At 30.3% G+C, this 24,609-nt stretch carries 22 protein-coding genes and 1 other RNA gene; 15 read left to right on the top strand and 8 right to left on the bottom strand.

What is annotated here, in order from left to right; genetic code table 4:
* Positions 1-73: 73 nt before the first annotated feature.
* Positions 74-781 (top strand): hypothetical protein, encoded by a 708-nt coding sequence (locus CP520_RS03195; RefSeq protein WP_096863005.1) that lies wholly within the window; start codon positions 74-76, stop codon positions 779-781.
* Positions 782-813: 32 nt separating this feature from the next.
* On the opposite strand, the gene CP520_RS03190 is transcribed toward CP520_RS03195, so the two are convergent.
* The gene (locus tag CP520_RS03190; protein ID WP_096863004.1) at positions 814-2,886 is read right to left on the bottom strand and encodes an MATE family efflux transporter; all 2,073 of its coding nucleotides are present in this window, start codon (positions 2,884-2,886) and stop codon (positions 814-816) included.
* A gap of 404 nt (positions 2,887-3,290) precedes the next feature.
* Between CP520_RS03190 and CP520_RS03185 the strand changes: the two genes are divergently transcribed.
* Both CP520_RS03185 and CP520_RS03180 read left to right on the top strand, forming a co-directional pair.
* Positions 3,291-4,826: an ABC-F family ATP-binding cassette domain-containing protein gene (locus CP520_RS03185; protein ID WP_096863003.1), complete on the top strand. Its 1,536-nt coding sequence runs from the start codon at positions 3,291-3,293 to the stop codon at positions 4,824-4,826.
* Between the two features lie 72 nt (positions 4,827-4,898).
* On the top strand, positions 4,899-5,300 hold the full coding sequence (locus CP520_RS03180; RefSeq protein WP_096863002.1) for a MarR family winged helix-turn-helix transcriptional regulator: 402 nt from the start codon (positions 4,899-4,901) through the stop codon (positions 5,298-5,300).
* Positions 5,301-5,372: 72 nt separating this feature from the next.
* Here CP520_RS03180 and CP520_RS03175 read toward each other — a convergent pair whose 3' ends face one another.
* The 7 genes from CP520_RS03175 to rpmH form a co-directional block, all read right to left on the bottom strand.
* A complete protein-coding gene (locus CP520_RS03175) occupies positions 5,373-6,167 on the bottom strand; it encodes a TatD family hydrolase (protein WP_169835710.1) in 795 nt (264 codons plus the stop codon).
* Between the two features lie 128 nt (positions 6,168-6,295).
* Entirely contained in the window at positions 6,296-6,862 is a 567-nt protein-coding gene (locus CP520_RS03170; RefSeq protein ID WP_096863000.1) for a hypothetical protein, read from the bottom strand.
* A gap of 37 nt (positions 6,863-6,899) precedes the next feature.
* Positions 6,900-7,706, bottom strand: a complete 807-nt coding sequence (locus CP520_RS03165; RefSeq protein ID WP_096862999.1) for a TatD family hydrolase — start codon at positions 7,704-7,706, stop codon at positions 6,900-6,902.
* A gap of 2 nt (positions 7,707-7,708) precedes the next feature.
* Positions 7,709-9,070 carry a tRNA uridine-5-carboxymethylaminomethyl(34) synthesis GTPase MnmE gene (gene mnmE, locus CP520_RS03160; protein ID WP_096862998.1) on the bottom strand — a complete coding sequence of 454 codons (1,362 nt, stop codon included), beginning with the start codon at positions 9,068-9,070 and terminating at the stop codon, positions 7,709-7,711.
* Between the two features lie 152 nt (positions 9,071-9,222).
* Positions 9,223-10,437, bottom strand: a complete 1,215-nt coding sequence (gene yidC, locus CP520_RS03155; protein WP_279306708.1) for a membrane protein insertase YidC — start codon at positions 10,435-10,437, stop codon at positions 9,223-9,225.
* 26 nt (positions 10,438-10,463) lie between these two features.
* Positions 10,464-10,805 carry a ribonuclease P protein component gene (gene rnpA / locus CP520_RS03150; RefSeq protein ID WP_096862997.1) on the bottom strand — a complete coding sequence of 114 codons (342 nt, stop codon included), beginning with the start codon at positions 10,803-10,805 and terminating at the stop codon, positions 10,464-10,466.
* Between the two features lie 37 nt (positions 10,806-10,842).
* Positions 10,843-10,977: a 50S ribosomal protein L34 gene (gene rpmH, locus CP520_RS03145; RefSeq protein WP_096862996.1), complete on the bottom strand. Its 135-nt coding sequence runs from the start codon at positions 10,975-10,977 to the stop codon at positions 10,843-10,845.
* 349 nt (positions 10,978-11,326) lie between these two features.
* Here rpmH and dnaA point away from each other — a divergent pair, with 349 nt between their 5' ends.
* The 12 genes from dnaA (at position 11,327) to CP520_RS03085 (ending at position 24,591) form a co-directional block, all read left to right on the top strand.
* A complete protein-coding gene (dnaA, locus tag CP520_RS03140; RefSeq protein ID WP_096862995.1) occupies positions 11,327-12,646 on the top strand; it encodes a chromosomal replication initiator protein DnaA in 1,320 nt (439 codons plus the stop codon).
* 288 nt (positions 12,647-12,934) lie between these two features.
* A complete protein-coding gene (gene dnaN / locus CP520_RS03135; protein WP_096862994.1) occupies positions 12,935-14,071 on the top strand; it encodes a DNA polymerase III subunit beta in 1,137 nt (378 codons plus the stop codon).
* Positions 14,072-14,304: 233 nt separating this feature from the next.
* Positions 14,305-14,859, top strand: coding sequence for a ribonuclease M5 (gene rnmV / locus CP520_RS03130; RefSeq protein ID WP_096862993.1), 555 nt, complete (start codon positions 14,305-14,307; stop codon positions 14,857-14,859).
* Positions 14,855-15,655, top strand: a complete 801-nt coding sequence (rsmA, locus tag CP520_RS03125; RefSeq protein ID WP_096863136.1) for a 16S rRNA (adenine(1518)-N(6)/adenine(1519)-N(6))-dimethyltransferase RsmA — start codon at positions 14,855-14,857, stop codon at positions 15,653-15,655. The genes rnmV and rsmA overlap by 5 nt, the downstream gene beginning before the upstream one ends.
* A 203-nt stretch (positions 15,656-15,858) precedes the next feature.
* On the top strand, positions 15,859-17,778 hold the full coding sequence (gene gyrB / locus CP520_RS03120; RefSeq protein WP_096862992.1) for a DNA topoisomerase (ATP-hydrolyzing) subunit B: 1,920 nt from the start codon (positions 15,859-15,861) through the stop codon (positions 17,776-17,778).
* Between the two features lie 23 nt (positions 17,779-17,801).
* Positions 17,802-18,374, top strand: a complete 573-nt coding sequence (locus tag CP520_RS03115) for a nucleoside 2-deoxyribosyltransferase (protein ID WP_096862991.1) — start codon at positions 17,802-17,804, stop codon at positions 18,372-18,374.
* Positions 18,375-18,392: 18 nt separating this feature from the next.
* Entirely contained in the window at positions 18,393-20,870 is a 2,478-nt protein-coding gene (gyrA, locus tag CP520_RS03110; RefSeq protein WP_096862990.1) for a DNA gyrase subunit A, read from the top strand.
* Positions 20,871-20,981: 111 nt separating this feature from the next.
* Positions 20,982-21,593, top strand: a complete 612-nt coding sequence (locus tag CP520_RS03105) for a LemA family protein (RefSeq protein WP_096862989.1) — start codon at positions 20,982-20,984, stop codon at positions 21,591-21,593.
* Positions 21,594-21,664: 71 nt separating this feature from the next.
* Positions 21,665-22,630 (top strand): hypothetical protein, encoded by a 966-nt coding sequence (locus CP520_RS03100; RefSeq protein WP_096862988.1) that lies wholly within the window; start codon positions 21,665-21,667, stop codon positions 22,628-22,630.
* A 115-nt stretch (positions 22,631-22,745) separates the two neighbouring features.
* Complete coding sequence (gene serS / locus CP520_RS03095) at positions 22,746-24,014, top strand: serine--tRNA ligase (protein WP_096862987.1); 1,269 nt, start codon at positions 22,746-22,748, stop codon at positions 24,012-24,014.
* A 31-nt stretch (positions 24,015-24,045) separates the two neighbouring features.
* An RNA gene (gene ffs / locus CP520_RS03090) (signal recognition particle sRNA small type) lies at positions 24,046-24,142 on the top strand.
* 14 nt (positions 24,143-24,156) lie between these two features.
* On the top strand, positions 24,157-24,591 hold the full coding sequence (locus CP520_RS03085) for a nucleoside deaminase (protein ID WP_096862986.1): 435 nt from the start codon (positions 24,157-24,159) through the stop codon (positions 24,589-24,591).
* Positions 24,592-24,609: the final 18 nt, after the last annotated feature.

The following is a 24,609-nucleotide window of genomic DNA, read 5'->3' as shown; positions in this document are numbered from 1 at the left end:
ATGAAGAAAAACTATCTTTTTTTGTTTTTTTGATTATTATATATATTTATGTGAGATTTTTTGGAGGGATATTGTGCATAACAATAGCAAGAAAAACAAAAAAGTAGTCTCCATAGCCGACTGAATATCATTATCGTTTGGTTTATGTGGAGTACTTTTTGGATTATTAAGTTTATTTGCTTTAGTTGATTTCTGAAGTGAATCAGAAGCTACAAGAACAAAAGATTCAACAATCTTTACTATAGTAACTTTATGTGTTGACTTCATCAGTTTAATGTCAGCTTTAATTTCATTTATTTATGGATATAAAATTTATGTTTCCTTGAATAAGCATGAAACTGACTTAATCAAAAGAAAACTAGTAGAACATGAAAAGAAATCATTCCAATTTGATATGGCAGCATTCATTATTGGGGTAATTGGTTTTGGTTGTGGAATTACTTCTTTATTAACAATTACACCATTCAAAAATGATGATGTATCTAAATTAGTAACTGGTTTTGGAATCATTTTTGACTTTATTAGTTCATTATTAATTGTCTTTGCTTTAAGTGAGTATCACAAATATACTGACACCAAAGAAATTGCTGTTTACTTACGTGAACATGTGCTTTGAAGACAATTAAAAGATCGTTTAAATATTCCCAAATTGATGATTATTCCAAAAAGAAAAAAAGAAAAAGAATCAGTTTCTGTGAAAGTTGAATCACCAAATACAACCATGCCACCAGCACCAAATGCTGATAATAACCAAAATTCGACAGATAATAATAAAAAATAGAGTTTAGAAAGATTAATCTAAACTCTATTTTTTTATTGTAATTTTGCTATTTGCGCATTATGTTCGTTTGTAATTTTTTGAATTTTTAAATCATAATCACGTTTGTAATTTTCAACTTCTTTTTTATCTTTTGAAGTATCAATAAGTAGCTTATAGTAACTTGCTAGGGTAATATCATCATCACGTTTGTCATGAATTTGATTTGTACGTTTTTGTTGAATATAGAATCCAATTAACATTGGTACTAAGATAAAGGCTGAAACTAAATCAGTTAAACCAATAAAGAAGAAGTATCAAATTGGATTACCAGTAGCTCTTGCAACTGCTCATCCAATAAATGTTAACGGTACAAAGATAACTAAAGCTCTTAATGATGAAGAAATAGTTGCAGCAACTGTTCTTCCTTTACCTTGGAATAAACCTAAATCAATATAAGTAAAGCAAGCTAAAGGATAAAACATGAAGAATAAGACTAAGTATCAATAGAATACGTTTCCATAGTGAGCATATTGAGCTGGGAAAGCAAATAATCTTAACATGTAAGGCCCAATCGCAAAGATCATCACAAGAATGAAACAGAATCATCCAAACATTAATCAACTAGAACGTTTTAAGATTTCTAAAATACGTTCATTTTTACCAGCACCATTGTTGTAAGCAATCATGGTTCTAACTCCTTGATTTAATCCAACACAAGCAGAAAGAATGAAGTCGTTTCATGGGGTGATTGCTGAAATTAGTTGTTGGTTAATTGAAACTCCACCGTTTTCAACAACACTAGGTCCTGCTTTTGATTCAGGCAATCTAATCACTAAAGCAGTTGAAACATAACCATTAACTACGAATGCAAAGTAGTTAATAAAGTTTGGAAATCCTGCTTTTAATGAATAAGTAAGGTTTGATATTTTTAAGTCTCATAAGTTTCTTCAAGTGAAATTAGAATAAGTAACTTTACTAAAGAACATGACAAATAAACAATATATAAACTGATATAGGAATGAAAAGATAGTTCCCATTTGTGCTCCAGTTAATTCTAATGAAGTATATTTCATTAATAAAATTGAAGTAACAAATTTAACAACTAAACTAGTAATTGTCATGATCATAATATGAATCATTTTTCCTTCACTTCTTAACATATTCATTGTTAAGTAAGCTAAGAAAATTGCACTAATTCCATAAATCAATGGTTCAACATCTTTTCAAGCCATTTCTTCAACAATTAAGTTTCTGTGAGAACCCATTTGTGAAGAAATTAAAACTTGTCCTCAAGGTCTAAAAGAAAGTGAAAATAATAAGAATCCAACTAAAATAGAAGCAATAAAGCTATAAGTAATTCCATTTCCAGCAATTTCTTTTAGTTTTTCTTTATTTCTTTTCCCAAATTCGGTTGAATAATGCATTCCAGCACCGATTGCTAAGATTTGAGTGAATGAAAGTACGATATTATAAGATTGCACCGTATATTGCGTTGAAACGTTAATATACTCCTTCATTTTTGAAGAAGAAATTTCAATATGTTCATTATTTAGATAATCTAACAACGCTTGTCCATTATTGTTTTTGTATTGAACAAGTCCATTGTTATCAAATGTGAAGAAATTTGTAGCTATTTCCATTGCTTTATCTGGATTTACAGCTAAATAATTTGGAATTATTTTAGCAATATCTGCAGGTATATTAATATTGCTTGTATGTTGCAATGCATCAAGTAAAATCGTGTGATTTCCATTACCATCACCCATAATCATATATTTCATATAATCAAGGTTTTTAACCGCATGTGGGGTTACATAAACAAGAGATAATGATTTATCGACAATGTTATAAAGTCCTTGTACGACCATTAAAATGATTGTTGGAATACAAAAAAATCAGATGGCTTTTCAAGTGCTAGCATAGCGTAACATTGCTTCACGTTTAGTCATCATGGGAATAAATAATTCATCTTCATATCAACCACCATTTAACTTCACTAGTTGTGCTTGTTGTTCTGGTGTTAGAGTTGAAGTTTGTTTACTTGGTTTTTTAGTTGAATAAAGTCATTTAAAAAATGGTTTATCATACCAAGGAATCTCTTTTTTCTTGTGCTTTTGTTCTTCCATATTCTTTAATTTTATAACGTAATAAAAAATTTAAAAAACATTTAGCTAATATTTTAATTATAATTATGAGAAAATAAGGGCTAAAAATTCTTCTTAGAAGTATTAATAAGAACATTTATCAATTTAATTTGTTTCCCACTATAAATAAGTATGAAAATATTGTTTAATTTGTAAGAAGACAACTTTTTTTAAAAATGGAAAACATTAAATAATAAAAATAAATTGAGAGAAAAAACTATTTAAAATAAAGGGTTTATAAAAATAAACCTCTTTTTGATAAAGAGTTTTTATTTAAAAATGTGTTTTTTTAAAACTGTTTCAAAATGTTTAAAAAGAGCCTAGATAAATTATAATAGATGTATTGTATACAATTTGTGTTATGCAATAACGAGGGAGCAATATTCATGAGTATAGTATTTGTAGAAAACTTAAGTCATGCAAATGGTGACAAGTTACTATACAAAGATTCAACCTTGAGAGTTAACAAAGGTGAACACGTTGCCTTATTAGGGGCTAACGGTGCTGGTAAAACTACATTATTGAATCTTATAAGTGGTAAGGATCAACCTGACCACGGAACTATCGAAATACACCCAAAGGCAAAAATGGGTTATTTAGATCAACACCAAGACGTAGATATGTCAATTAGTTCAGAAGACTACTTAAAAGGCGCATTTGCGGACTTGTACAAGATAAATGATCAAATCCAAAACATTTACCAAGAAATGGCAATTGAATATAAAGAAGAGGATCTAGTCAAAGCATTAGCTTTACAAGAAGAACTAGATTTAAAAGGTTTCGACACAATCGATAAACAAATCGGGAACTTAGTCTCAGGATTGGGAATCGATCCTGAAAATATGAACAAAAAGCTTGGACAATTATCTGGAGGACAGAGAGGAAAAATCTTGTTAGCAAGATTATTGCTACAAAATGATGATTTCATTCTTCTAGATGAACCAACAAACTTTTTAGATATTGAACAAGTAGAATGATTAGCAAGATTTTTACAATCTTATGAAAATTCTTTCTTATTGGTATCTCACGATAACGACTTTATAAACAAAACTGTTGATATTATCTATGCAATAGAAAATCAACAAATAAATCGCTATGTTGGTAATTATGAAAAATATTTAGAGCTATCAGAATTAAGAAAAGAACAATATGATAAGGCTGTCGTGTCTCAACAACAACAAATTGCTAAGTTACAAGAATATGTAAATAAAAACAAGGCAAGAGCATCAACTGCAAAGAGTGCTCAATCAAGACAAAAACAATTAGATAAAATGAATGTGTTAGAAGAACGCAAAGATCTAGTTAAGCCTAACATGAGTTTTAAATACAAAAGACCTGCAGCAAGTGTTGTAGCAGAAATTCAAGATCTAGAAATAGGTTATGATTTTCCCCTACTACAAAATCCTTTAAACTTCGAACTTAGAGAAGGTGAAAAGGCAATTGTTAAAGGGTACAACGGTATTGGTAAAACTACATTCTTAAAAACTTTAGCTGGAGAGATAAAACCAATAGATGGAAAAGTTGAACTTGGTAATGGTGTAGAAGTGGCATTCTTCCACCAAGTTGAACATGCAGGTGATGAAACACCTGTCCAATTCTTAAAACGCGAATATCCAAATATGTTGGATGGTGAAATTCGCGCTACTATTGGCCGTTTTGGTATCAAATCGAATTTAATGAATAACCCGATGAAATTGTTATCCGGGGGAGAACAAACAAAAGTTCGTTTAGCTGCGTTAAGTTTAGTTCCATCTAGTTTATTGATATTAGATGAACCTACTAACCACATCGATGTTCTTGCAAAAGAAGCACTTTTAGAAGCTATCAATGCTTTTGAAGGTACTGTTCTTCTAACAACCCATGATATAAATTTCGAAACTAACTGGGCTGATAAAGTCTTAAACTTCGAAGATTTAGTTTAAACATAAGAAACCTAAACTGATTTCAGACTCTATCTCAAAGAAATAAGATTAGAAATAAGGAGAGGAATTTTTATGGACGATAAAAATTTTTCTGTTGTTACTAATTATGCTTTAAACTCTTATAACTTGATTAAAAAAATTCAAAAAAGTATTAACAACAAATATAAAATTGGTGGAGACAACCTATTTTATATTTTAGTAGTAGTTGCTAATGAAGGATTAAACCAAGAAAAAATTGGTGAAACTTTATGAGTAAACAAATCTAAAGTTGCTAGAACTTTAAATACTTTAGAAGAAGAAGGATTCGTTGAACGTCGTCAAGACAAAAAGAACCGTCGTCAAAATAATATCTTTTCTACCCCAAAAGGTAAAAAAGTTTATGAAGACACAATTAAACTTTTCAACCAAATTATTCCTTCAGAAGATGAAGACAAATTGAAACAAATTTTAGCAAGTTTAAGTAAAGCAAATTAATAACTAACGAAACGTAAAAAAATACCCGTAGTAATACTATGGGTATTTTTTCTTTTTTTCTTGCTATAGATTTTAGTCTACATTAAATAATTTTTGTGCGTTTGTTCTTGTAGCTGATATCAAATCATCTACATCCATATTTTTAGCTTTTGCTACAGCATCAGCTACAATTACAGCATTTTTAGGATAGTTTACTTTTCCTTTAAATGGAACTGGTGCAGAATAAGGTGAATCAGTTTCAATCATAATTTGATTGATTGGCGAAGCTTTAACTACATTTAATAGTTCAGCATTTTCTTTATAAGTAATTACTCCTGAAAATGATAAATAATAACCCATCGCAAATAATTCTTTTGCATGAGCTAAGTCGCCTTCATAAGAGTGAACTACTGCTTTTTTAACTTTCTTAGCTTTTAAGATTTCAATAGTATCATCATAAGCTTCAAATGATCCGTCAACATCTTTAATGTGTAAAACAACTGGTAATCCTAGGTTTAGTGCTATATCAATTTGGGCTTCAAAAGTTTCTTTTTGATTTTTTGCAAATTCTTTTGATTTAGAATAGTCTAATCCAGTTTCTCCAATAGCAACTACATTGTCACCATTAGCTCAATCTTCTAAAGAATGAATTGCTTCTTTTGTAAAGTATTGTGCTTCATTTGGGTGAATACCAATAACTGCATATAAATTTGGATATTCGTTTGCATATCTTAATGCGATTTTAGATGATTTAACATCATAACCAACAACATTCATAATTGATACTCCTGCTTGGGTTGCTGATTTGACAATATCAGCTGAAGTTACATCTAAGTCTAAGTAAATTTGATCATTTAAATGGACGTGTGTGTCATAAATTCCTGCCATTTTAAATCCCTCCATATATTTTAATTTTATAACTAAAAGAAAACTAAAATATAGTTTTTGAATTATTATAGGTATAAAAAAGCGAAATAAAAGACAACCTAGTAGAAAGGCTGTCTTTTTAGATTGGATTATTTAACAATAATTTTTACTATGTTTGTTTTTTTATCATAATCATAGCTTTTCATTTTTAATTCTTGAACCTTTTTAGCAATGTTGGTTTTTGATTCATCCATGGTGCTTGGTAAAAGAATAATGATGTATGATGTTGGGAAATTTTTTAAGTAATTGTAATCAGAATCTAATTTTTCATCAATCTTAGCAATTAATTCTTTTTCAGTATAAATTGCTGCGTTTTTTGATTTTTCATTCGAAAACAAAGAACCAGATTGAGTAAAGTCATTAACTTTATAAACAACTAAGTTGAGTTCATCTGCAAAGTTTACATAACTTTCTAATCCAATTGGAGCTAAGTTAAAAGGATTAATTCCAAGTTCTTTTTTCATTTTAGGATCGTTTTCGATAATGTCTAATAAAATTCTTAATCCACGAACAGTACTTTTATCTGAAGCAGTAAGTCTTTTATAAAGTTTTTCCAATCCCTTTTGCTCGTTAGGTTTATAACCATTAACGAAGTTTTTTCATTCTAGTTCAGTAACTAGATAGTTATATTTGTCTAATGTATGTAGATATCACATTATATAGTTCTCCTTTTATTTAGAGTACATGAAATGATTATTTTAAAAACAAGTTAAATGCGTTTTCGGTAGTTTTAGCAATAACTTCTTCTTTAGAAACATTTTTAAGTTCGGCAATCTTTTCGACAGTAAGAACAATGTTCTTTGAGAAATTCATTTCACCTCTATGAGGGTGTGGTGTTAAATATGGTGCATCTGTTTCAACAAGCATTCTTTCGAGAGGTATAACTTTAACAGCTTCTTGTAATTCTTTAGCATTCTTAAAAGTAACTGCTCCGCCGATTTCTATATAGCATCCTAAATTTAGGAATTTCTTAGCATAATCGACATTAGCAGAAAAACAATGAACAACTTTTCTAGCTATAGAGTTTCTAGAAAGTATAGCTATAGCGTCATCATAGGCTGTATAGACATTTCTTTCGTCACGTATATGCATCATTAATGTTTTATTTCTAGCTATAGCTAAATCAATCATTTTTTGAAAACCTATAGCTTGCTGTTCTTTAGTTTCTTTTGTATAGAAATAATCTATACCAACTTCGCCTATAGCTACAACTTTTGTATCCATAGCAAGAATATTTAATTGGTCATAAACTTCATTTGTTAGAGTTTCGATTTCAGTCGGATGAATTCCAACTGTAGCAAATACGTTATCAAATTGTTTAGCTTGTTCTATAGCAAGAATAGATGAATCTAAATCGAAAGCTACATCATTGAAGTAACCTACGCCTTCTTTTTCAGCATCTTCTACTATAGTTTTTATAGCTATACCATTTTCTTCATAGCTAGAATCATTGAAATGAGTATGAGCATCATAAATTTTTGTTAAGTCTTCTTTTAGCATATTTATTTACCTAAGCAATACTTTCTAAAAATGTTATCAATGATTTCTTCATCATATTGTTCACCAATCAATTCACCTAAATAGTTTCATGCTTCATAAAGATCTACATTAACTATATCAATAGGGAAATCTGCTTTGATATTATCAAGAGCTTTGTGAACATTACTTGATACCTTTTCTAATAATGAAATTTGGTTTAAATTGATTAGCACCAGGCTATCTTCTTTTAAGATTTCTTCATTATTATATTTATCTTCTATCAAGTTGATTAAGTTATCAATATCTCCATATAGAGCGTTTGTAGTAACTACTTTTTCTCCGAAGTAATTGTTAACTTCTTTTATTTGTTCTGAAGTTAAGTCTTTTGATTTGTTAAGAATAATAATATGTTGTTTATCTTTTAACAGATTGTACATAGCTTGATTTTGTTTATCTTTATAGTTGTCATAGTTAACAACATATAAAACAAGATCAGCTTTCTTTATATATTCTTTCGACTTATTAATACCTATGTTTTCAACGACATCTGTAGTTTCACGAATTCCAGCAGTGTCTATAAGATTTATAGTCGTATTGCCTAAATTGATTTTTCCTTCTACAATATCCCTGGTTGTACCAGGAACATCTGTGACTATAGCTTTATCTTCATTGATTAAAGCGTTTAATAATGAAGATTTACCTACATTGGTTTCACCAATTATAGCTGTATTAATTCCGTCTACAGACTTCACAGCCATTTTAGAACGTTTAATAATTCCATCTACATCATTAGCGATTTGTTGTAGTAATAAAATTAGGTCTTCATGAGAAGAACCTTCTACATCATCATAGTCGGGATAGTCTATAGAAACTTGAATTCTTGAGATTATGTCCATTAATTTTTCTTTAAGAATTAAAACAGCTTTATTATGACTTCCGCTCATATTATCGATACCAATTTTTAAAGCTAAATCATTTGAAGCATGAATCAAATCATTGATTCCTTCAGCTTGAATTAAATCTATCTTTCCGTTTAGGAACGCACGTTGCGAGAATTCGCCTTTAAGGGCCATTCTTGCGCCGTTTTTAAGAATTACGTTAATTATATGGTTTGTGTTTAAAATACCCCCGTGACAGGCAATTTCGACGACTTCTTCACCAGTGAAAGAATTAGGTGCGTTATAGAAGTTAATAACTACTTCATCAACTAGTTCAGAACCTTCATATAACTTGCGTAAATAGAATCCACGTTTGTCAGGAACTGGTTTTTTAGTCATTTTATTAGTTATTTCTCTAGCATCTTCTCCACTGATTCTGATCAAGGATATAGCTTGAGTAGCTATATTAGTTGCAGGAGCTACGATTGTATCGTTAATTTGAGCCATATTTTCACCTCTTTATTACTTTATAAAATAGTACTTTAATTCATTTTTGTTAACTAACTTTTATTTTAACCTTTATTAGAAAATGAAACAAAGTTTAACAATTAAAAACAAAAAAATCCGCATTTTTAGCGGATTTAATTAATTATTTAAAACTAATGTTTATCAGTTTTTGCTTTGCGTTTTTCTTGTTGACGTAAACGTCTATCACGTTCTTGTGAACCATGTTTAGATTTCTTTTGGTTATAGAAATAGAAACCTAGGGTTTGAGCAATTTGGAATCCTGATGAAAGAATTCAGTAAATTGCAACTCCAGATGCGATTGACGCAACAACGAAGATGAATACTACAATCATTACACATTGAATGATTAAGTTACGTTTTCTAGCTTTTCTTTGCGCTGCAGATAAAGGTTGTCCTTTTTGTCTACGGTATTGTAAGAATGTTGGTAATAACATAGAAACAATTTGTAATGGCAAGTAAGTTAGTAATAACGCTAGGTACACTGGGTGACCATGTGTAACTTGGTGTCAAGGTTGTTCAATTAATGAAATGGCACCAATATTAGCGATTTTCATAACTCTTGTTGATCTAACAACAGCATAAATCGCAAACAAGAATGGTAATGGAGCAAAAGCACTACCTAAGGAACTCATAGGTGAGATTCCTTCTTTTTTGTATAACGCTTGCATTTCCATAGTCATTTTTTGTCTTGAAACTTTATCTTTTTTATCTTTATATTTTGCTTGAATTTCAGCTTGTTTAGCTTGCATATCTTGCATTTTCCCTTGATTCATTTGTGATTTTCATGAGAAGGCTAATGTGATACAACGCACGAAGAACACAGTGAAGAATAAAGCGAAGAAAATTGATACTCCAAATACTTTTTGTGAATGAGGATCTAATCCTGGACTAACAGTTCCTGAGAATCCTTTAGCTAATCCTACAAGGATAAAGGCCATTGGATAAACGAAGAAACCATAGAATGGTGATTTAGTAACCGTAAAGGCCTCTTTTCAACTTCCAATCGGGTTATAAGCATAACCAGCGAAATTATCGATGCCGGCATTGTTATCTAAAAACATTTTAGACGGCTCATCACCAAGCGAACGAATCGCAATTTCGAATGTAGTACCAGGTGCAAAGACTTTGCTTCCTGTCATATCTGTAACTTGAGAAACCATGTAATCAGATTGGTACATTTGTACACAACCCCATAGCATAGAAACAACAATAAACAGGAATCCTAAGATTTTTGTTCATTTCCAAATGTTTTTTCAAACCTTTTTTGATTTAGGTTCGTTACTTTGTTTGGGGTTAAAGTAGTCAAGAACGCGGGAATTATTCCCATTTCCGCTCTGTTTATACAAAGTCTTTCCCCTCCTTTGCAGTTAATTTATTTTTCATTTTTGAGATTCTTAAGAATATACTCTAAATTCTTAAGGTTTATTTCATAATTATTACTTAAAAAGTTTTTTCTCACAATAATTATAATTTTAAAATTCAGATTTTCATACTTTGGAAGCAATTCATTTATCATATGTCTAGTTTGTCTCTTAACTTTATTACGTAAAATTGCATTTCCAAGCTTTTTACCAACGCTAATTCCATACTTTAAACCATTGTTTTGATCATTTGGTACGTAATAGGCAATATAAGATTTGCTTTGTTTAACGTTCTTTTTGTTTATGATTGACTGAAATTCATAATTGTTTTTAATGATTCTTTGATTTTTCATCGTAAATATTAAAAAAGCTTAATTTGCCTTAAACAAATTAAGCACTTAATTTTGCTCTACCTTTTGCTCTACGAGCTTTGATAACTTTTCTCCCGTTTTTAGAAGCCATTCTAGCTCTAAAACCATGAGTGTGAGCAGTTTTAATTTTACTTGGTTGTCAAGTTCTTTTCATTTGTTAACACTCTCCTTTTTCTTTCAAGACAATTTCAAAAAAGATTATATCTTATAAATACGGTTTTTTATACGTTTTAAGAAAAAATAATTTCATTAATTAACAGTAAGAGAAAATAGGCGCAAAAATCAAATTTCTCCTGTGGATAACTGTGGAAAGTTTTCCACACCTAAAAATAACCTTATGTGGAAATGTGGATAACTTTAAAATAGTGTTAATAAATAATGTTAATTAATGTGTATAACTATGTTAAAGCATTGTGAATAAACAGTTTTTATTCACTTTTCAATTCACTATGTGGATAAAAAAGATATAATAATATCTATGAGTTAAGGGGGTTATTAACAAAATGCAGACAGATACACTTTGAGAAAAAATCAAAGATACTCTTGCAGTTGATTCAGATATCGACAATAACGCGTTCAAATCGTATATTGCATCAAGTGAATTAGCTAAAGAAGATGAAATGTCATACTTTGTTGTTGCAAGATCTTCAGTTGGAAAAAACTTCGTTATGGCGGCTCTACCCAAAATAAATGAAGTAATCAAACGTGAACTTGGACATAACGTTAATTTAAACGTTCTTGGGGTTAATGAATATAATGAAATAAGAAAAACACAAACCAAAGCTAAAAAAACTGGGAAAAATATTAAAAGCTTTGATAACTTTGTAGTTGGAAACAGCAATAAAAAGGCCTTTAAAGCCACAAATGAGGTCAGCGAAGAACTTGGATCTAGATACAATCCGTTATTTATTTACGGAGATTCTGGTTTAGGTAAAACTCACCTCTTAAAAGCAGCTCAAAACCAAATCGAAGAAAACTTCGAAGGTTTAAAATGCTATTATGTCACTGCAGAAAAGTTCGGAAACGAAGCAGTCGATGTGATTTTAAAGGGTTATCATGAAATCGAAGCCTTTAAAGAAGGCATTATGCAATATGATGTGCTTTTAATTGATGACATCCAATTTTTAAAAGATAAAGATAAGACAAATGAAATACTTTTCTCAATTTTTAACTATTATCTGGAAGAAAATAAACAAATCATCATCACAAGTGATAAAGGACCAGAAGATCTAAATGGGTTTGATAAACGTATTATTACTAGATTAAATTATGGTTTAAGCGTTGATATTCAAACGCCAGATGTCGATACAGCTCGTCATATTTTAGACGAAGCTTTAAAAGATACTGATAAAGAATGAAACATCACCAATGAAGCTTTAGATTATATTGCTTCTTATTATGCTAGTGATGTTCGTAAAATCCAACAAATAGTTAATAGATTTGGATTCTACTTCGATGATGAACCAGGACCAATTACTTTAAGCATGTTACAAGAAAAAATGCTTGATGGATTGCAACCAAACGTTGTTGGAAAGCTAAATTCTAACAAGATTAAAGACATCGTTGGAGATAAATACGGAGTCTCAAGAAAACAAATTGAAGGTAAAACAAGAACTAGTGTTGTTACTAATGCTAGACACGTTGCAATGTACTTAACAAAGGATATTTTGAATATCAGTTACGTACAAATTGGTCATGAATTTGGTGGAAAAGACCACACCACTGTCTTAAATGCAGTCAATAAAATCCAAGATCGCATGGATAATGACAAAGATTTCAAAAAAGTTATTATGAAATTAAAAAATGACATTACAACAAATTAAATATGATTGTTAAAGTAACTAAAAAGTTACTTTTTTTATTGTGTTTTTTGGATATTTATTAAAAGTTAATTAGGTTTATAAAACCCTTTATTTATCACAATTTTTAAAGTTATCCACAAATCCACGGCACAACAATAACAAAAGAAAGAAAACAAGAAAGTAAAGGAAAAGTATTTTCTTCTCTTCTTTTGATTTTGCATTTAGAGAACTTTGTTTTTATTTACCTTTTTAGTTTTATAAAGTTGTTTGTTCCATTAAAATATAAGTAAATGTAAAAGAGGTTATAAAATGAAGTTAAAAATGACTCGTTCTATTCTCTTAGATGAAATATCTAAAGCAAACAAGATTATCGACCCTAAGGCTGTTAATCCTGAATTGCTTGGAGTTTATATAAGTGTTGAGAATGATAGCATCACTCTTTTAAGTTCTAATGGGAACATGAACTGAAAAGCAAGAGTGAATAAAAGTACTGATGAAAATTTTGAAGTTGAATCGGTTGGAAATATTTTAATTAAAGGACGATTTTTAATTGAAGTATTAAGAAAGATTGACGATGAGATCGTTGAATTAAGCAAAGTTGAAAACAATGAGCTTGTAATTAAGACTTCAAAAGTAAGATTTAACCTTCAAATCTTGGATGCTGAGAGTTATCCATTAATCGGTTTTAGAGAAACTGGCGCTGAACTTGAAATAAATCCAAAAGAATTGAAAAAAGCGATTCAACAAACAATGGTTTCTGTTGATGAATATAATAAAAAATTGATTTTCACAGGAATGAATTTCCAAGGAAAACAAGGAGATTCATTTTTAAAGGTCTTTACAACAGATTCTTATAGAATTTCAACAAAGAAATTGAACTTAAAAAGCCCTTTAAATGAAGATATTGAGTTCACTATTACTTACAAAACATTAAATGAGCTAATTCGTCTACTAGATGGCGCAAATGAGCTAAAAATGTATATTTTGGATGGATATATCACTTTTGATTTAGATCATAATGCTTTATTCCAAACAACATTGATTGAAGGGAAATATCCAAACGTTGAACGTGCGTTCCCTGACAACTTTGAAACTAAGTTAGTAATTGAACGTCAAAAGATAATTAAAGCCTTAGGGAGAGCCAATTTAACTAGCGAAGAAGGCATGACCCCCATTGTTACTCTTGAAATTGATGATGATAAAATTGATTTATCATCAAATAGCCCAGACGTCGGGAACTATTCTGAAACATTAACAGGATTTGAATTTGAAGGTAAAGAACAAAAGATTAGTTTTAATATCAAGTATTTATTAGATGCCTTTAGAACTTTTGAAGATGATAAAGTATCTGTAAACCTAATTTCTTCAGTTAAACCTTTAGAAATTGAGAACACAACCACTGATAAAAGCTTAAGACAACTTGTCTTACCGTTATCAATTGGATAAAACCTAGCAAAAGTCTAGGTTTTTTTATTACGTAAGTTGCGATTAAATAATATAAAATATGACTATAGATTATATCTATAGCAAGAATTATAGCTATAGATTGTAAAAAATACGACTATAGGAATATAAAAATATTGCTATGGATATAAAATTAGTATGACTATAAAAACCATTATAAATAAAGGGTTTAGTAATAAAAATATGACTATAACAATAGAAAATAGGTGCTATAAGTGGAAGAACTTAAGAATAGTTTAATAATAGTTGAAGGAAAAACTGACACTCAGAAGCTAAAGAAAATTTATGGAGACTCTATTAAGACAATCGAGACTTCTGGAGCTGGAATAAACGACAAAATATTAAACAACATTAAAAAAGCGTCTAAAAATAACGAAATTATTGTCTTTACTGATCCAGATGGCCCTGGAAAGAAAATAAGAGAAAGAATTAACTTAGAATTCCCTGGGAAAGTTAAGAATGCATTTATCACCAAACAAGATATGGTTGAAGGAAAGAAAAAGATTGGTATTGCTGAAGCGACTGAAGAAGCTATTAGAGATGCTTTAGACAATTTAATTGAATTTAATAATGATAATCAAACTATTTCGTGACATGAATATTTGGATAATGATTTCTATTTAAAAGAAAACAGAACAATCATTTGTAATTACTATAGTTTTGATTCAAAAACTAGCTCAAAAACATTATTTAAATGATTAAATTGAATGGGAAATAACGTAGAAGACGTAAAGAAAATTATAGAAGGAAAAAACAATGGAACAAATTAATGCAAAAAAACAATTTGGACAAAACTTTATTAGTGATCCAAATTTAATTACAAAGATTGTTGACTTATTAGGTAATGAAAAAGATAGTTTAGTCATAGAAATCGGTCCTGGTAAAGGAGCTCTAACCAAACAATTAGTGAAAAGATTTAAAAAAGTTATAGCTATAGAAATTGATAGAGATATGGAGGATATCTTAAATAAAGAAATAAATAGTGAAAATTTTGAACTAATTATTAAAGATGCTTTAGAAGTTGACCTACGAGAACTTATAGCTGGAGAAAATAAAAAATATGACTATAAGAATGTTTTTTTAATTTCTAATATGCCTTACTACATAACAAGTGAAATTTTATTCAATACCTTAGATGTACATGACTTATTAACTAAAGCTGTATTCATGATGCAAAAAGAAGTGGCTACAAGAGTATGTGCTAAAGTAAATGAAAATAACTATAATAATCTATCTATAGCGTGTGATTTTTATGCAACTACAAAATATGAATTCACAGTGCCTAAAAAAATGTTTAGACCTATACCAAAAGTAGACAGCGCAATTGTTAGTTTAACTTTCAATAATGATCATGTTAATGATGTAAAAGACCCACAAAAGTTCATTTCGTTTGTAAGACAACTTTTTAATAATAGACGTAAAACAATCTTAAATAATCTAGGTAGAGTTCTAGGAGACAAAGAAAAAGCGAAAGATGTTTTAAATAAAACCCAAATATCTGAAAACTTAAGACCAGAAAACATTGATTTAGACCAATATATAAATTTATATAACAACTCTTATTAGTGAGAAAAAATAAATAATTTCAACCTAAAACCTTAAAATTTGCGAAAAAAACAACGCATTTTAAGGTTTTTTTCATTTTCTAGTGGTTTTTTTCATATGCCTTTAAACCTTTACAACGGCTAAAATAATGCTAATTATGATATAATTAGTACAAAGAAAGACTATCTAGTCTTTCATTTTAGATTAAAGGAATTGGTGAATTAATGGCTGAAAATAACAAGCATGAATATGATGCCGATTCGATTAGAGTACTTAAAGGGCTAGAAGCTGTTAGAGTTCGTCCTGGAATGTATATTGGATCAACTGGTGTGACTGGATTACACCACTTGGTTTGAGAAATTTTAGATAACTCAATCGATGAAGCAATGGCTGGTGAAGCTACTCATATCGAAGTAACTATTACAAAAAATGGAGAAGTTATTGTTCAAGATAATGGACGTGGAATTCCAGTTGGAATTAACCATGACACTGGGAAAACTGCTCTTGAATTAGTATTTACTCAATTACACGCCGGAGGAAAATTCGATTCAGAATCATACAAGATTTCTGGAGGATTACACGGGGTTGGAGCCAGCGTTGTTAACGCATTAAGTTTATACGTAGATGTAGAAGTTAAGAAAAACGGAAACATCTACCATCAAGTGTTCTCTGAAGGGGGAACAAAAGAAACCGAAATGGAAATCATTGGTAAAACCGATGACCACGGTACTCGAGTTTTATTTAAACCCGATCCAGAAATTTTCAAAGAAACTGTAGACTTTGACTACGACACAATCAGAAACAAAGTTAAACAATTAGCATACCTAAACAAAGGTATTACTATTCAACTTACTGATCAACGTATTGATAAGACTGTCACATATCATTTCCCAAACGGAATTGTTGACTATGTTAAAGAAACAAATACAGGAAAACCTGCTATAAACCAAACTGTCTTCTACGCAGATGGCATTGTAGAAAAAATCGAAGTTGAAATTGCTGTTCAATGAAACGCTGAATACAATGAAGATTCAGTTTCATTCGTTAACAACATTAATACTCGTGATGGTGGAATGCATGAAGATGGATTCAAGCAAGCCATGGTTAGAATTATTAACCGTTATGCTGCTGAAAAAGACATCAACAAAAATAAAACACCTCAACGTTATAACTGAGATGACATTAAAGAAGGTATGACTTCAGTAATCAGTATCAAACATACTGATCCTCAATATGAAGGACAAACCAAAACCAAACTAGCTAACCCTGATGCAAAAATCGCGGTTGATGCAGTTGTTGGTGAAAACTTCGAAAGTTATTTATGAAATAACCCAGAAGATGCTGCTGCAATTATGGATAAAATCCAAACTTCTCAAAAATCACGTTTTGCAGCTCAAAGAGCAAGAGAAGACACAAGAAGAAAAACTGCTTTAGATGGTTTCTCATTACCTGGGAAATTAGCTGACTGTGCATCTAAAGACCCTGAATTTGCCGAATTATATATCGTCGAAGGGGATTCTGCGGGTGGTTCTGCTAAGCAAGGTCGTAACAGTAAATATCAAGCAATTTTACCTTTAAGAGGTAAAGTGTTAAATGTTGAAAAAGTACAACCTGCCAAAGCATTTACAAATCAAGAAATAAAAACAATGATTACTGCTATTGGAGCAGGAGTTAGAGAAGATTTTGATATTAGTAAAATTCGTTATGGAAAAATCGTTATCATGACTGATGCCGATGTTGATGGAGCACACATCAGAATCTTATTATTAACATTCTTCTATAGATATATGAAACCATTAATCCAAAATGGAAATGTGTTTATTGCACAACCTCCATTATTCAAAATTGAAGCTGGAAAACAAGTTGCATATGCCTATACTGATAAAGAATTAGATGACTTTAAAAACAATGAATTCGCTGGTAAAAGATACGGAATTCAACGTTACAAAGGACTTGGAGAAATGGACCCACAACAATTGTGAGAAACCACAATGGATCCAAAACACAGAACTATGCTACGTATTACTTTAGAAGATGCGGCTGTAGCAAATGAAGTATTTAGTAATTTAATGGGAGAAGACCCTGAATTACGTCGTGAATATATTCAAGACAACGCTGAATTTGTTACAAATTTAGATTTTTAGTTATTAGATAAGGAAAAAGAATTATGAAAAATAAAATCATTTACAATGCTGGATCAATGTTCAACGAAGCACAATGAGATGCAAGAAAACGTGAAGGTGAAGAACTTAGAAAAATGTTCCCAGACTACACAATTAAAAACCCTGTAGACTTTGATACCAATCAAGGAACTGCACCAACTAATGAAGAAATTTTTGCATTAGACTACAAAGGAATTAAAGAATCAGACATCGTTATTCTTGAAATGGATGGATGAGATTCTGGAACACATATGGAATTTGGATTAGTTGTTGAAATGGCTAAAAACGATCCTTCAAAATTAGTGTTCCCAATTATTTCTGACTTCAGATATAAACAAGGTGTTATTCATGGAGAAATCGTAGGATTTGGACTAAACGAAATGATTACTGGAGCTTTCTACGACAAAGATTTAAATAAAGGAGACGTTCCTCAACTAACTGTTGTTGATTCTCATAAATCTGCTCGTGAAGCAATTAAAGCTATCTTAACTGGAGATACAAAAAACTACCGTGAAAGATTTGACATCAAAGATTTATACAAACAAACAAATGATGTTTACCACGGATTTAATAAATAAAAAGGAAGTAATTAAAAGATGAGTGAAAAAGAAGAAATAGATTTTGGTCATGGTCGTATATTACCCATTGATGTTTCTACAGAAGTTCGTCGTGACTTCCTAGAATATTCAATGAGTGTTATTGTTTCAAGGGCATTACCTGATTTACGTGACGGATTAAAACCTGTTCATAGACGTATTATCTATGCTATGAATCAATTGAAAATGACTCATGACCAACCTTACAAAAAATCAGCTCGTATTGTTGGGGAAGTTATCGGGAAGTACCACCCACATGGTGATAGTTCTGTTTATGAAGCCATGGTTAGAATGGCTCAAGATTTCTCATACAGATACCCTCTAATTGATGGTCACGGAAACTTTGGTTCAATTGATGGTGATGGAGCAGCCGCTATGCGTTATACAGAAGCACGTTTAGCAAAAATATCTGACTACTTAATCAAAGATATTGATATGGATACAGTTCCGTTTGTAGATAACTATGATGCTACAGAAACTGAACCATCATATTTAACTGGATATTTTCCAAACCTATTAGTAAATGGGGCTATGGGAATTGCAGTCGGTATGGCTACAAACATTCCACCTCATAACTTACGAGAAGTTAATGATGCTGTTATTGCTTATGTTAAAAATAACGACATTACCATAGATGAAATTTTAGATAACTACATTCAAGGACCTGACTTCCCAACTGGAGCATTAATGACAAATGGTCCTTCAATGCGTGAAGGTTATAAGACTGGTAAAGGTAGCGTCAGAATGCGTGCCAAAATCAGAACTGAAGAACATGGACAACATGAACGTTTGGTTGTTAGTGAAATCCCTTACCAAACTAACAAAGTAAAAATTATTGAAAAAATTGTTGAACTAGTTAAGACTAAACAAATTACTGAAATTTCAGATATTCGTGATGAATCAAACTTAAAAGAAGGAATCAAAATTGTTATTGATTTAAAACGTGATGCTAATCCCGATTTAGTATTATCACAACTTTACAGATATACTCCTTTACAAACAAGTTTTTCAATTAACATGTTAACTTTACATAATCAAATTCCTGTTCTATTAGATTTAAAAAGTATTATTAAATTCTATGTAGAATATCAAATTAGCATTATTGTAAAACGTTCTATTTTTGAACGAGACAAAAAACAAGCAAGACATCATATTCTTGAAGGGCTACACAAAGCATTAGATGATATCGATAATATTATTCACATTATCCGTAATTCTAATAGTACTGAAGAAGCGCGCCAAAGCTTAATGGCTAAATATGGATTTGACGAAGATCAAGTTAAAGCAATTCTTGCTATGACTTTACAACGTTTAGTTGGCTTAGAAAGAGAAAAACTTCAAACAGAAATGGATGAAATTTCTTCTCGTTTAGATTATCTAAATAAATTAATTTCAGATAGAGAAGAACAAAACCAAGTTCTTATTGCTCAATTAGAAGAAATTAATGAAAAATTCGGAGACGACCGTCGTACAGAAACAATTCCAGATGCAATGTTAGACATTGATAATGAAGAGTTAATTCCTGACGTTAAAATGATGATCGTTCTTTCAAAAGAAGGAAATATTCGCCGTTTAGATCCAAACGAATTTAGAGTTCAAAAACGTGGTGGTCGTGGAATTTCAATTGATAATAACCCAGATGACCCAATTGTTCTTTCTGCTATGGGAAAAACAAGAGACTGAGTTATGATGTTTACTGATACTGGTAAAGTATTCAGAACAAAAGCTTATGGAATTAGACAATACTCACGTACCAACAAAGGTATTCCTGTAGTCAACTTCTTGGATGGACTAACTAAAGATGACACAATTACAGCTATTTTACCAATCAGAAATGATAAAGGTAAATTCAAATATTTAAACTTCGTTACACGTGATGGAATCATTAAGAAAACTGACATCGAAAACTTTGATAGAGTTAACAAAAACGGTAAAATCGCTATTAACTTAAAAGATGATGATCGTTTAGTTTCTGTATTACCAACAACTGGCGAAGAAACAATCTTCATTGCTACAAAAGATGGTAAAGTTATCAGAATTGATGAATCAAAAATTAGACCGCTATCAAGAACTGCTACTGGAGTTAAAGGTATTAAGCTTGAAGAAGGTGATGCGGTTGTTGGTGCAACTACTTCATTTGGAGTTGATGAAATCACAACAATCTCATCAAAAGGAAACTTCAAGAAAACTAAGATTAGTGAATACAGAATTAGTGGAAGAAATGCTAAAGGAGTTAAAGTTATGAATTTACATGATGGTGACTTCAAAGCAATTCTTGGAACTAGAGAATCTGACTTGTTGTTAATTATTTCATCTGACGGTAATCTAATTAAAACAAGAGTTAGTGACGTTCCTACATTATCTAGAACTGCTGCTGGAGTTAGAGGTATTAGATTAGCTGGTAAAGATGTTATAACATCAGTATCGTTAGAATACCGTAAACATGGTGAAGAAAACCAAGACTTCGAAGAAGATTAAGAAAATAATTTTAAAAGAGCTCAAGCTCTTTTTTCTTTTTTAATTTCGTTGTATTTAAAAATCAAAATTATAAAATATAGTTATGGAAAAAACGAAAACGAGGAACATAAAATGGCAGTCCAAAAAGACTTTAATCAAGAAAAACCAGCTACAGCAAGTGGAGTTGGTAAATTCTTTTGATACCTTTCTTTTATATTTATTATTCCAATTTTTATTTCAATTGGAATTTCAAATAAATTAAATAAATATTTAGTAAAAATTAATGAAGCAGATTCTGGAATTGATACTCAATTAACTCAAAGATCTGATAGTTTAACTAAATTAGTTGATGTAACAAGACAAGCAATGAAATATGAACAAAGTACATTAACAGAAGTAACTAGATTAAGAAACACAAACGTAAACGGTTTAAGTACTGAAGAAAAAGCAGACTTAAACGACAAAATGACTCAATTACAAAGAAGTATTAATATTCAAATGGAAGCATATCCAAACTTAACAGCTACTCAAAATGTTAAGAGTTTACAAAAATCAATTACTGATTGTGAACAAAATATTGCAGCTTCAAGAAGAATCTACAACTCAAACGTATCTATTTACAATCAAACAATTACCCAATATCCTGATAATGTTATTGCTTCACAAAAACACTTATCTTCAAAACCTTTCTTTGAATCAACACCTGAAGAAAGAAAAGATGTAAAAATGGATTTAGGTTTTTAATAGAAACAAAATCATACTTACAACGACTTCCGATTAGGAACCGTTGTATTTTTTTGTTATAGGAGGAAAAAATGATAAATGACGAAAAAGCTTGCGAGCTTATGAGAAAAGAAATAGATAAAGTAGAAATTGAAGAACCTGTATTCAATAAAAATTATTGATGAGTTATAGGTGGTGGTGCGTTATTAACAATCATAGCTGTAATTATTCAAATTGCTATGGGGTTTTCAAAAACATTTGTGCCTATTATTGTAGCTTTTGTTATAGCCTCATTAACTATATTTATAGTTAGTACTTTACATGGTGCCTATAAGAAAAAAGTGGCTATGAAAAATAGCAGCGCTCTAGGACCAATTGTTGAAAAACTTTATCAAATATATTTTGATAATACACAAGGACTTGTAGACAGTTCAATCAATTTTAAATATGAAGGTATTAATAGAGGCAAAGTCTATAGAGGAATAAATGGTCTTTCTTTTAAATTAAACAATGAAGAAGTGAGATTTGCTTTAAATCAAGATAAAGAACAAAGAACAAGAACAGTTACAAATTCTGATGGTAAAAGAGTAAGCGAAACTTATTGAGTTTACATTCTTAAGTATCAATTAGATAGCACTGCTAAAAAACTTGATGGCTATGACCCTATCGAATTCGTAGCAAGAAAAACCAGAAATAAAGATGGATTTTTTGTTTCAGAATCAATCGAATTTAATAAAAACTATAGAGCTACAGGATGAAACCAAATGCAAATGTATAAATTGTTTCAACCAAAAGTTATAGATGGATTCGCAAGTGGGAAATACTTCTTAGGAACTAATAGAGTGTTTTTTAACGACGGTAATGCATCAGTATTGTGAAGAGACATGAGAGAACAAGAAGTTCCTTACCACTATGATGTTTTAGACTTTAGTGGAGTTGCTTGATCTGGTCACAATGTTGCTCAAAAAGTTATAGACAAGATTAGAAAAGTTGCAGCATTTTATTTCGAATCACAAAATATGTTGATTCCTTTTGATTTATACGATGACTTTGATTAACTTTATGTTAATAAAATAAACATTTATATAAGGTATAAAAACGCTATAATAAAAGGTAAATAGAGATAAATTATTATCTCAATTACTTATACTTAAATGATTTAGGAGAGGGAAAATGTTAGATATTAATTACATTGAAGCTAATTTTGATGAAGTAGCAAAAAGATTGAATACAAGAAATGGTAACTATACAGACGATTTAAAGAAATGTGTAGATTTAAACCTTAAACGTAAATCAATCATCATGGATGTTGAGAAATTAAAGAGTGATAAAAACTCTTTATCTAAAGAAATTGGAAGCTTAGTTAGAGATAAAAAAATAGCTGAAGCTGATGAAATTAAAAAAAGAGTTTCAGAAATGAATGAAGCTATTAGTAAATATGATGAAGAATTAAAAGAAACAAGTTCTGAATTAGATAACTTATTGCATTACATTCCAAACTTACCAGATGCTGATATTAAAGTTGGTACTGATGACAGTGAAAATGAAGAAATGCGTCGTTGAGGTGATGAATTTAAAAAAACTCAAGAAGTTCCTCATTGAGATATTGCTACTAAACTTGGTTTGGTTAACTTTGAATTAGGGCCAAAATTAAGCGGTTCACGATTTGTTGTTTACACAAATAGAGGATCTAAAATGGTTCGTGCTTTAGCTGATATCTTGTTAACAAGACATACAAACAATGGGTATGAAGAATTTGGATTACCAGTTATTGTTAACGCTGATATTATGTATGGAACTGGTCAATTACCGAAATTTGCAGATGATGCTTATAAAACAACAGATGGACAATATTTAATACCAACTGCTGAAGTTCCTTTAACTAATATTCATGATGGAGAAATCTTAAATGTTTCTGAATTACCTAAAAAATATACAGCATATACACAATGTTTTAGACAAGAAGCTGGAAGTGCTGGTAGAGATACTAAAGGATTAATTCGTTTGCACCAATTCAATAAAGTTGAAATGGTTAGAATTGTTGAAGCAAAAACTTCTGATCAAGCTTTATTAGAATTAACAAACGATGCTGAAGAAATTCTAAAAATGTTTAATTTACCTTATAGAGTTGTTGAACTATGTACTGGAGATTTAGGATTCAGTGCTGCTAGAACTTATGATTTAGAAGTATGATTCCCTTCACAACAAAAATATCGTGAAATCTCTTCATGTTCTAACACACGTGACTTCCAAGCAAGAAACATGATGCTAAGAACAAGAGATGCTGATGGAAACATTCAATACGCTAATACTTTAAATGGTAGCGGTGTTGCAATTGATAGATTAGTTGCTGCAATCTTAGAAAATTACTGAGATGGAGAAAAATTAATTCTTCCAGAAGTGTTACAACCATACTTCAATAACGAAAAATACTTAAAATAAGTTTTACTGAACTTATTAAAAAATGTTAAAATAATTTTGCCAGTATAAAGATAACGTCTGAACCTAGTCAGGACCGGAAGGTAGCAGCTATAAGGATCTGTGTCTTGTATATTGGTTTTTTATTTATTAAGGAAACAAAGTAATGGAAGATAAATATTATGAAAGATTGATGGAATTAATAAAAATACCATTGGCTAACAATGATATTCCTGTGAGTGCTTTAATTGTTGATAAGAACGGTAATATAATCGCTGAAGGTTATAATGATCGAGTTAAAAACAATACAATAAGTGGTCACGCTGAGATTAATGCCATTAATCAAGCTTTAAAAGATAATACAAAATTAAATGATTGTGTCATTTATACAACTTTAGAACCTTGTGGAATGTGCTATTCAGCCATTAGACAAGCTAAAATTAAGTCAGTTGATTACATTCTTAATAACGACAAAAACGATGTAACTAGAAGCTTTGCTTTACATGATAACTATCTTTCATTAAATAAAAACACCACCAAAGAACAAGAAGAAGAATATCAAACTATTCTTTCTGAATTCTTTAATCAAAATATTCGTTAAAAAAACTAAGGAATTTAG

Origin of the sequence: Mesoplasma lactucae ATCC 49193 (genome assembly GCF_002441935.1) — a bacterium.
Taxonomy (GTDB): domain Bacteria; phylum Bacillota_I; class Bacilli_A; order Mycoplasmatales; family Mycoplasmataceae; genus Edwardiiplasma; species Edwardiiplasma lactucae.
The sequence above is the reverse complement of the archived record's forward strand: the minus strand, read 5'-3'. Positions and strand labels throughout refer to the sequence as shown.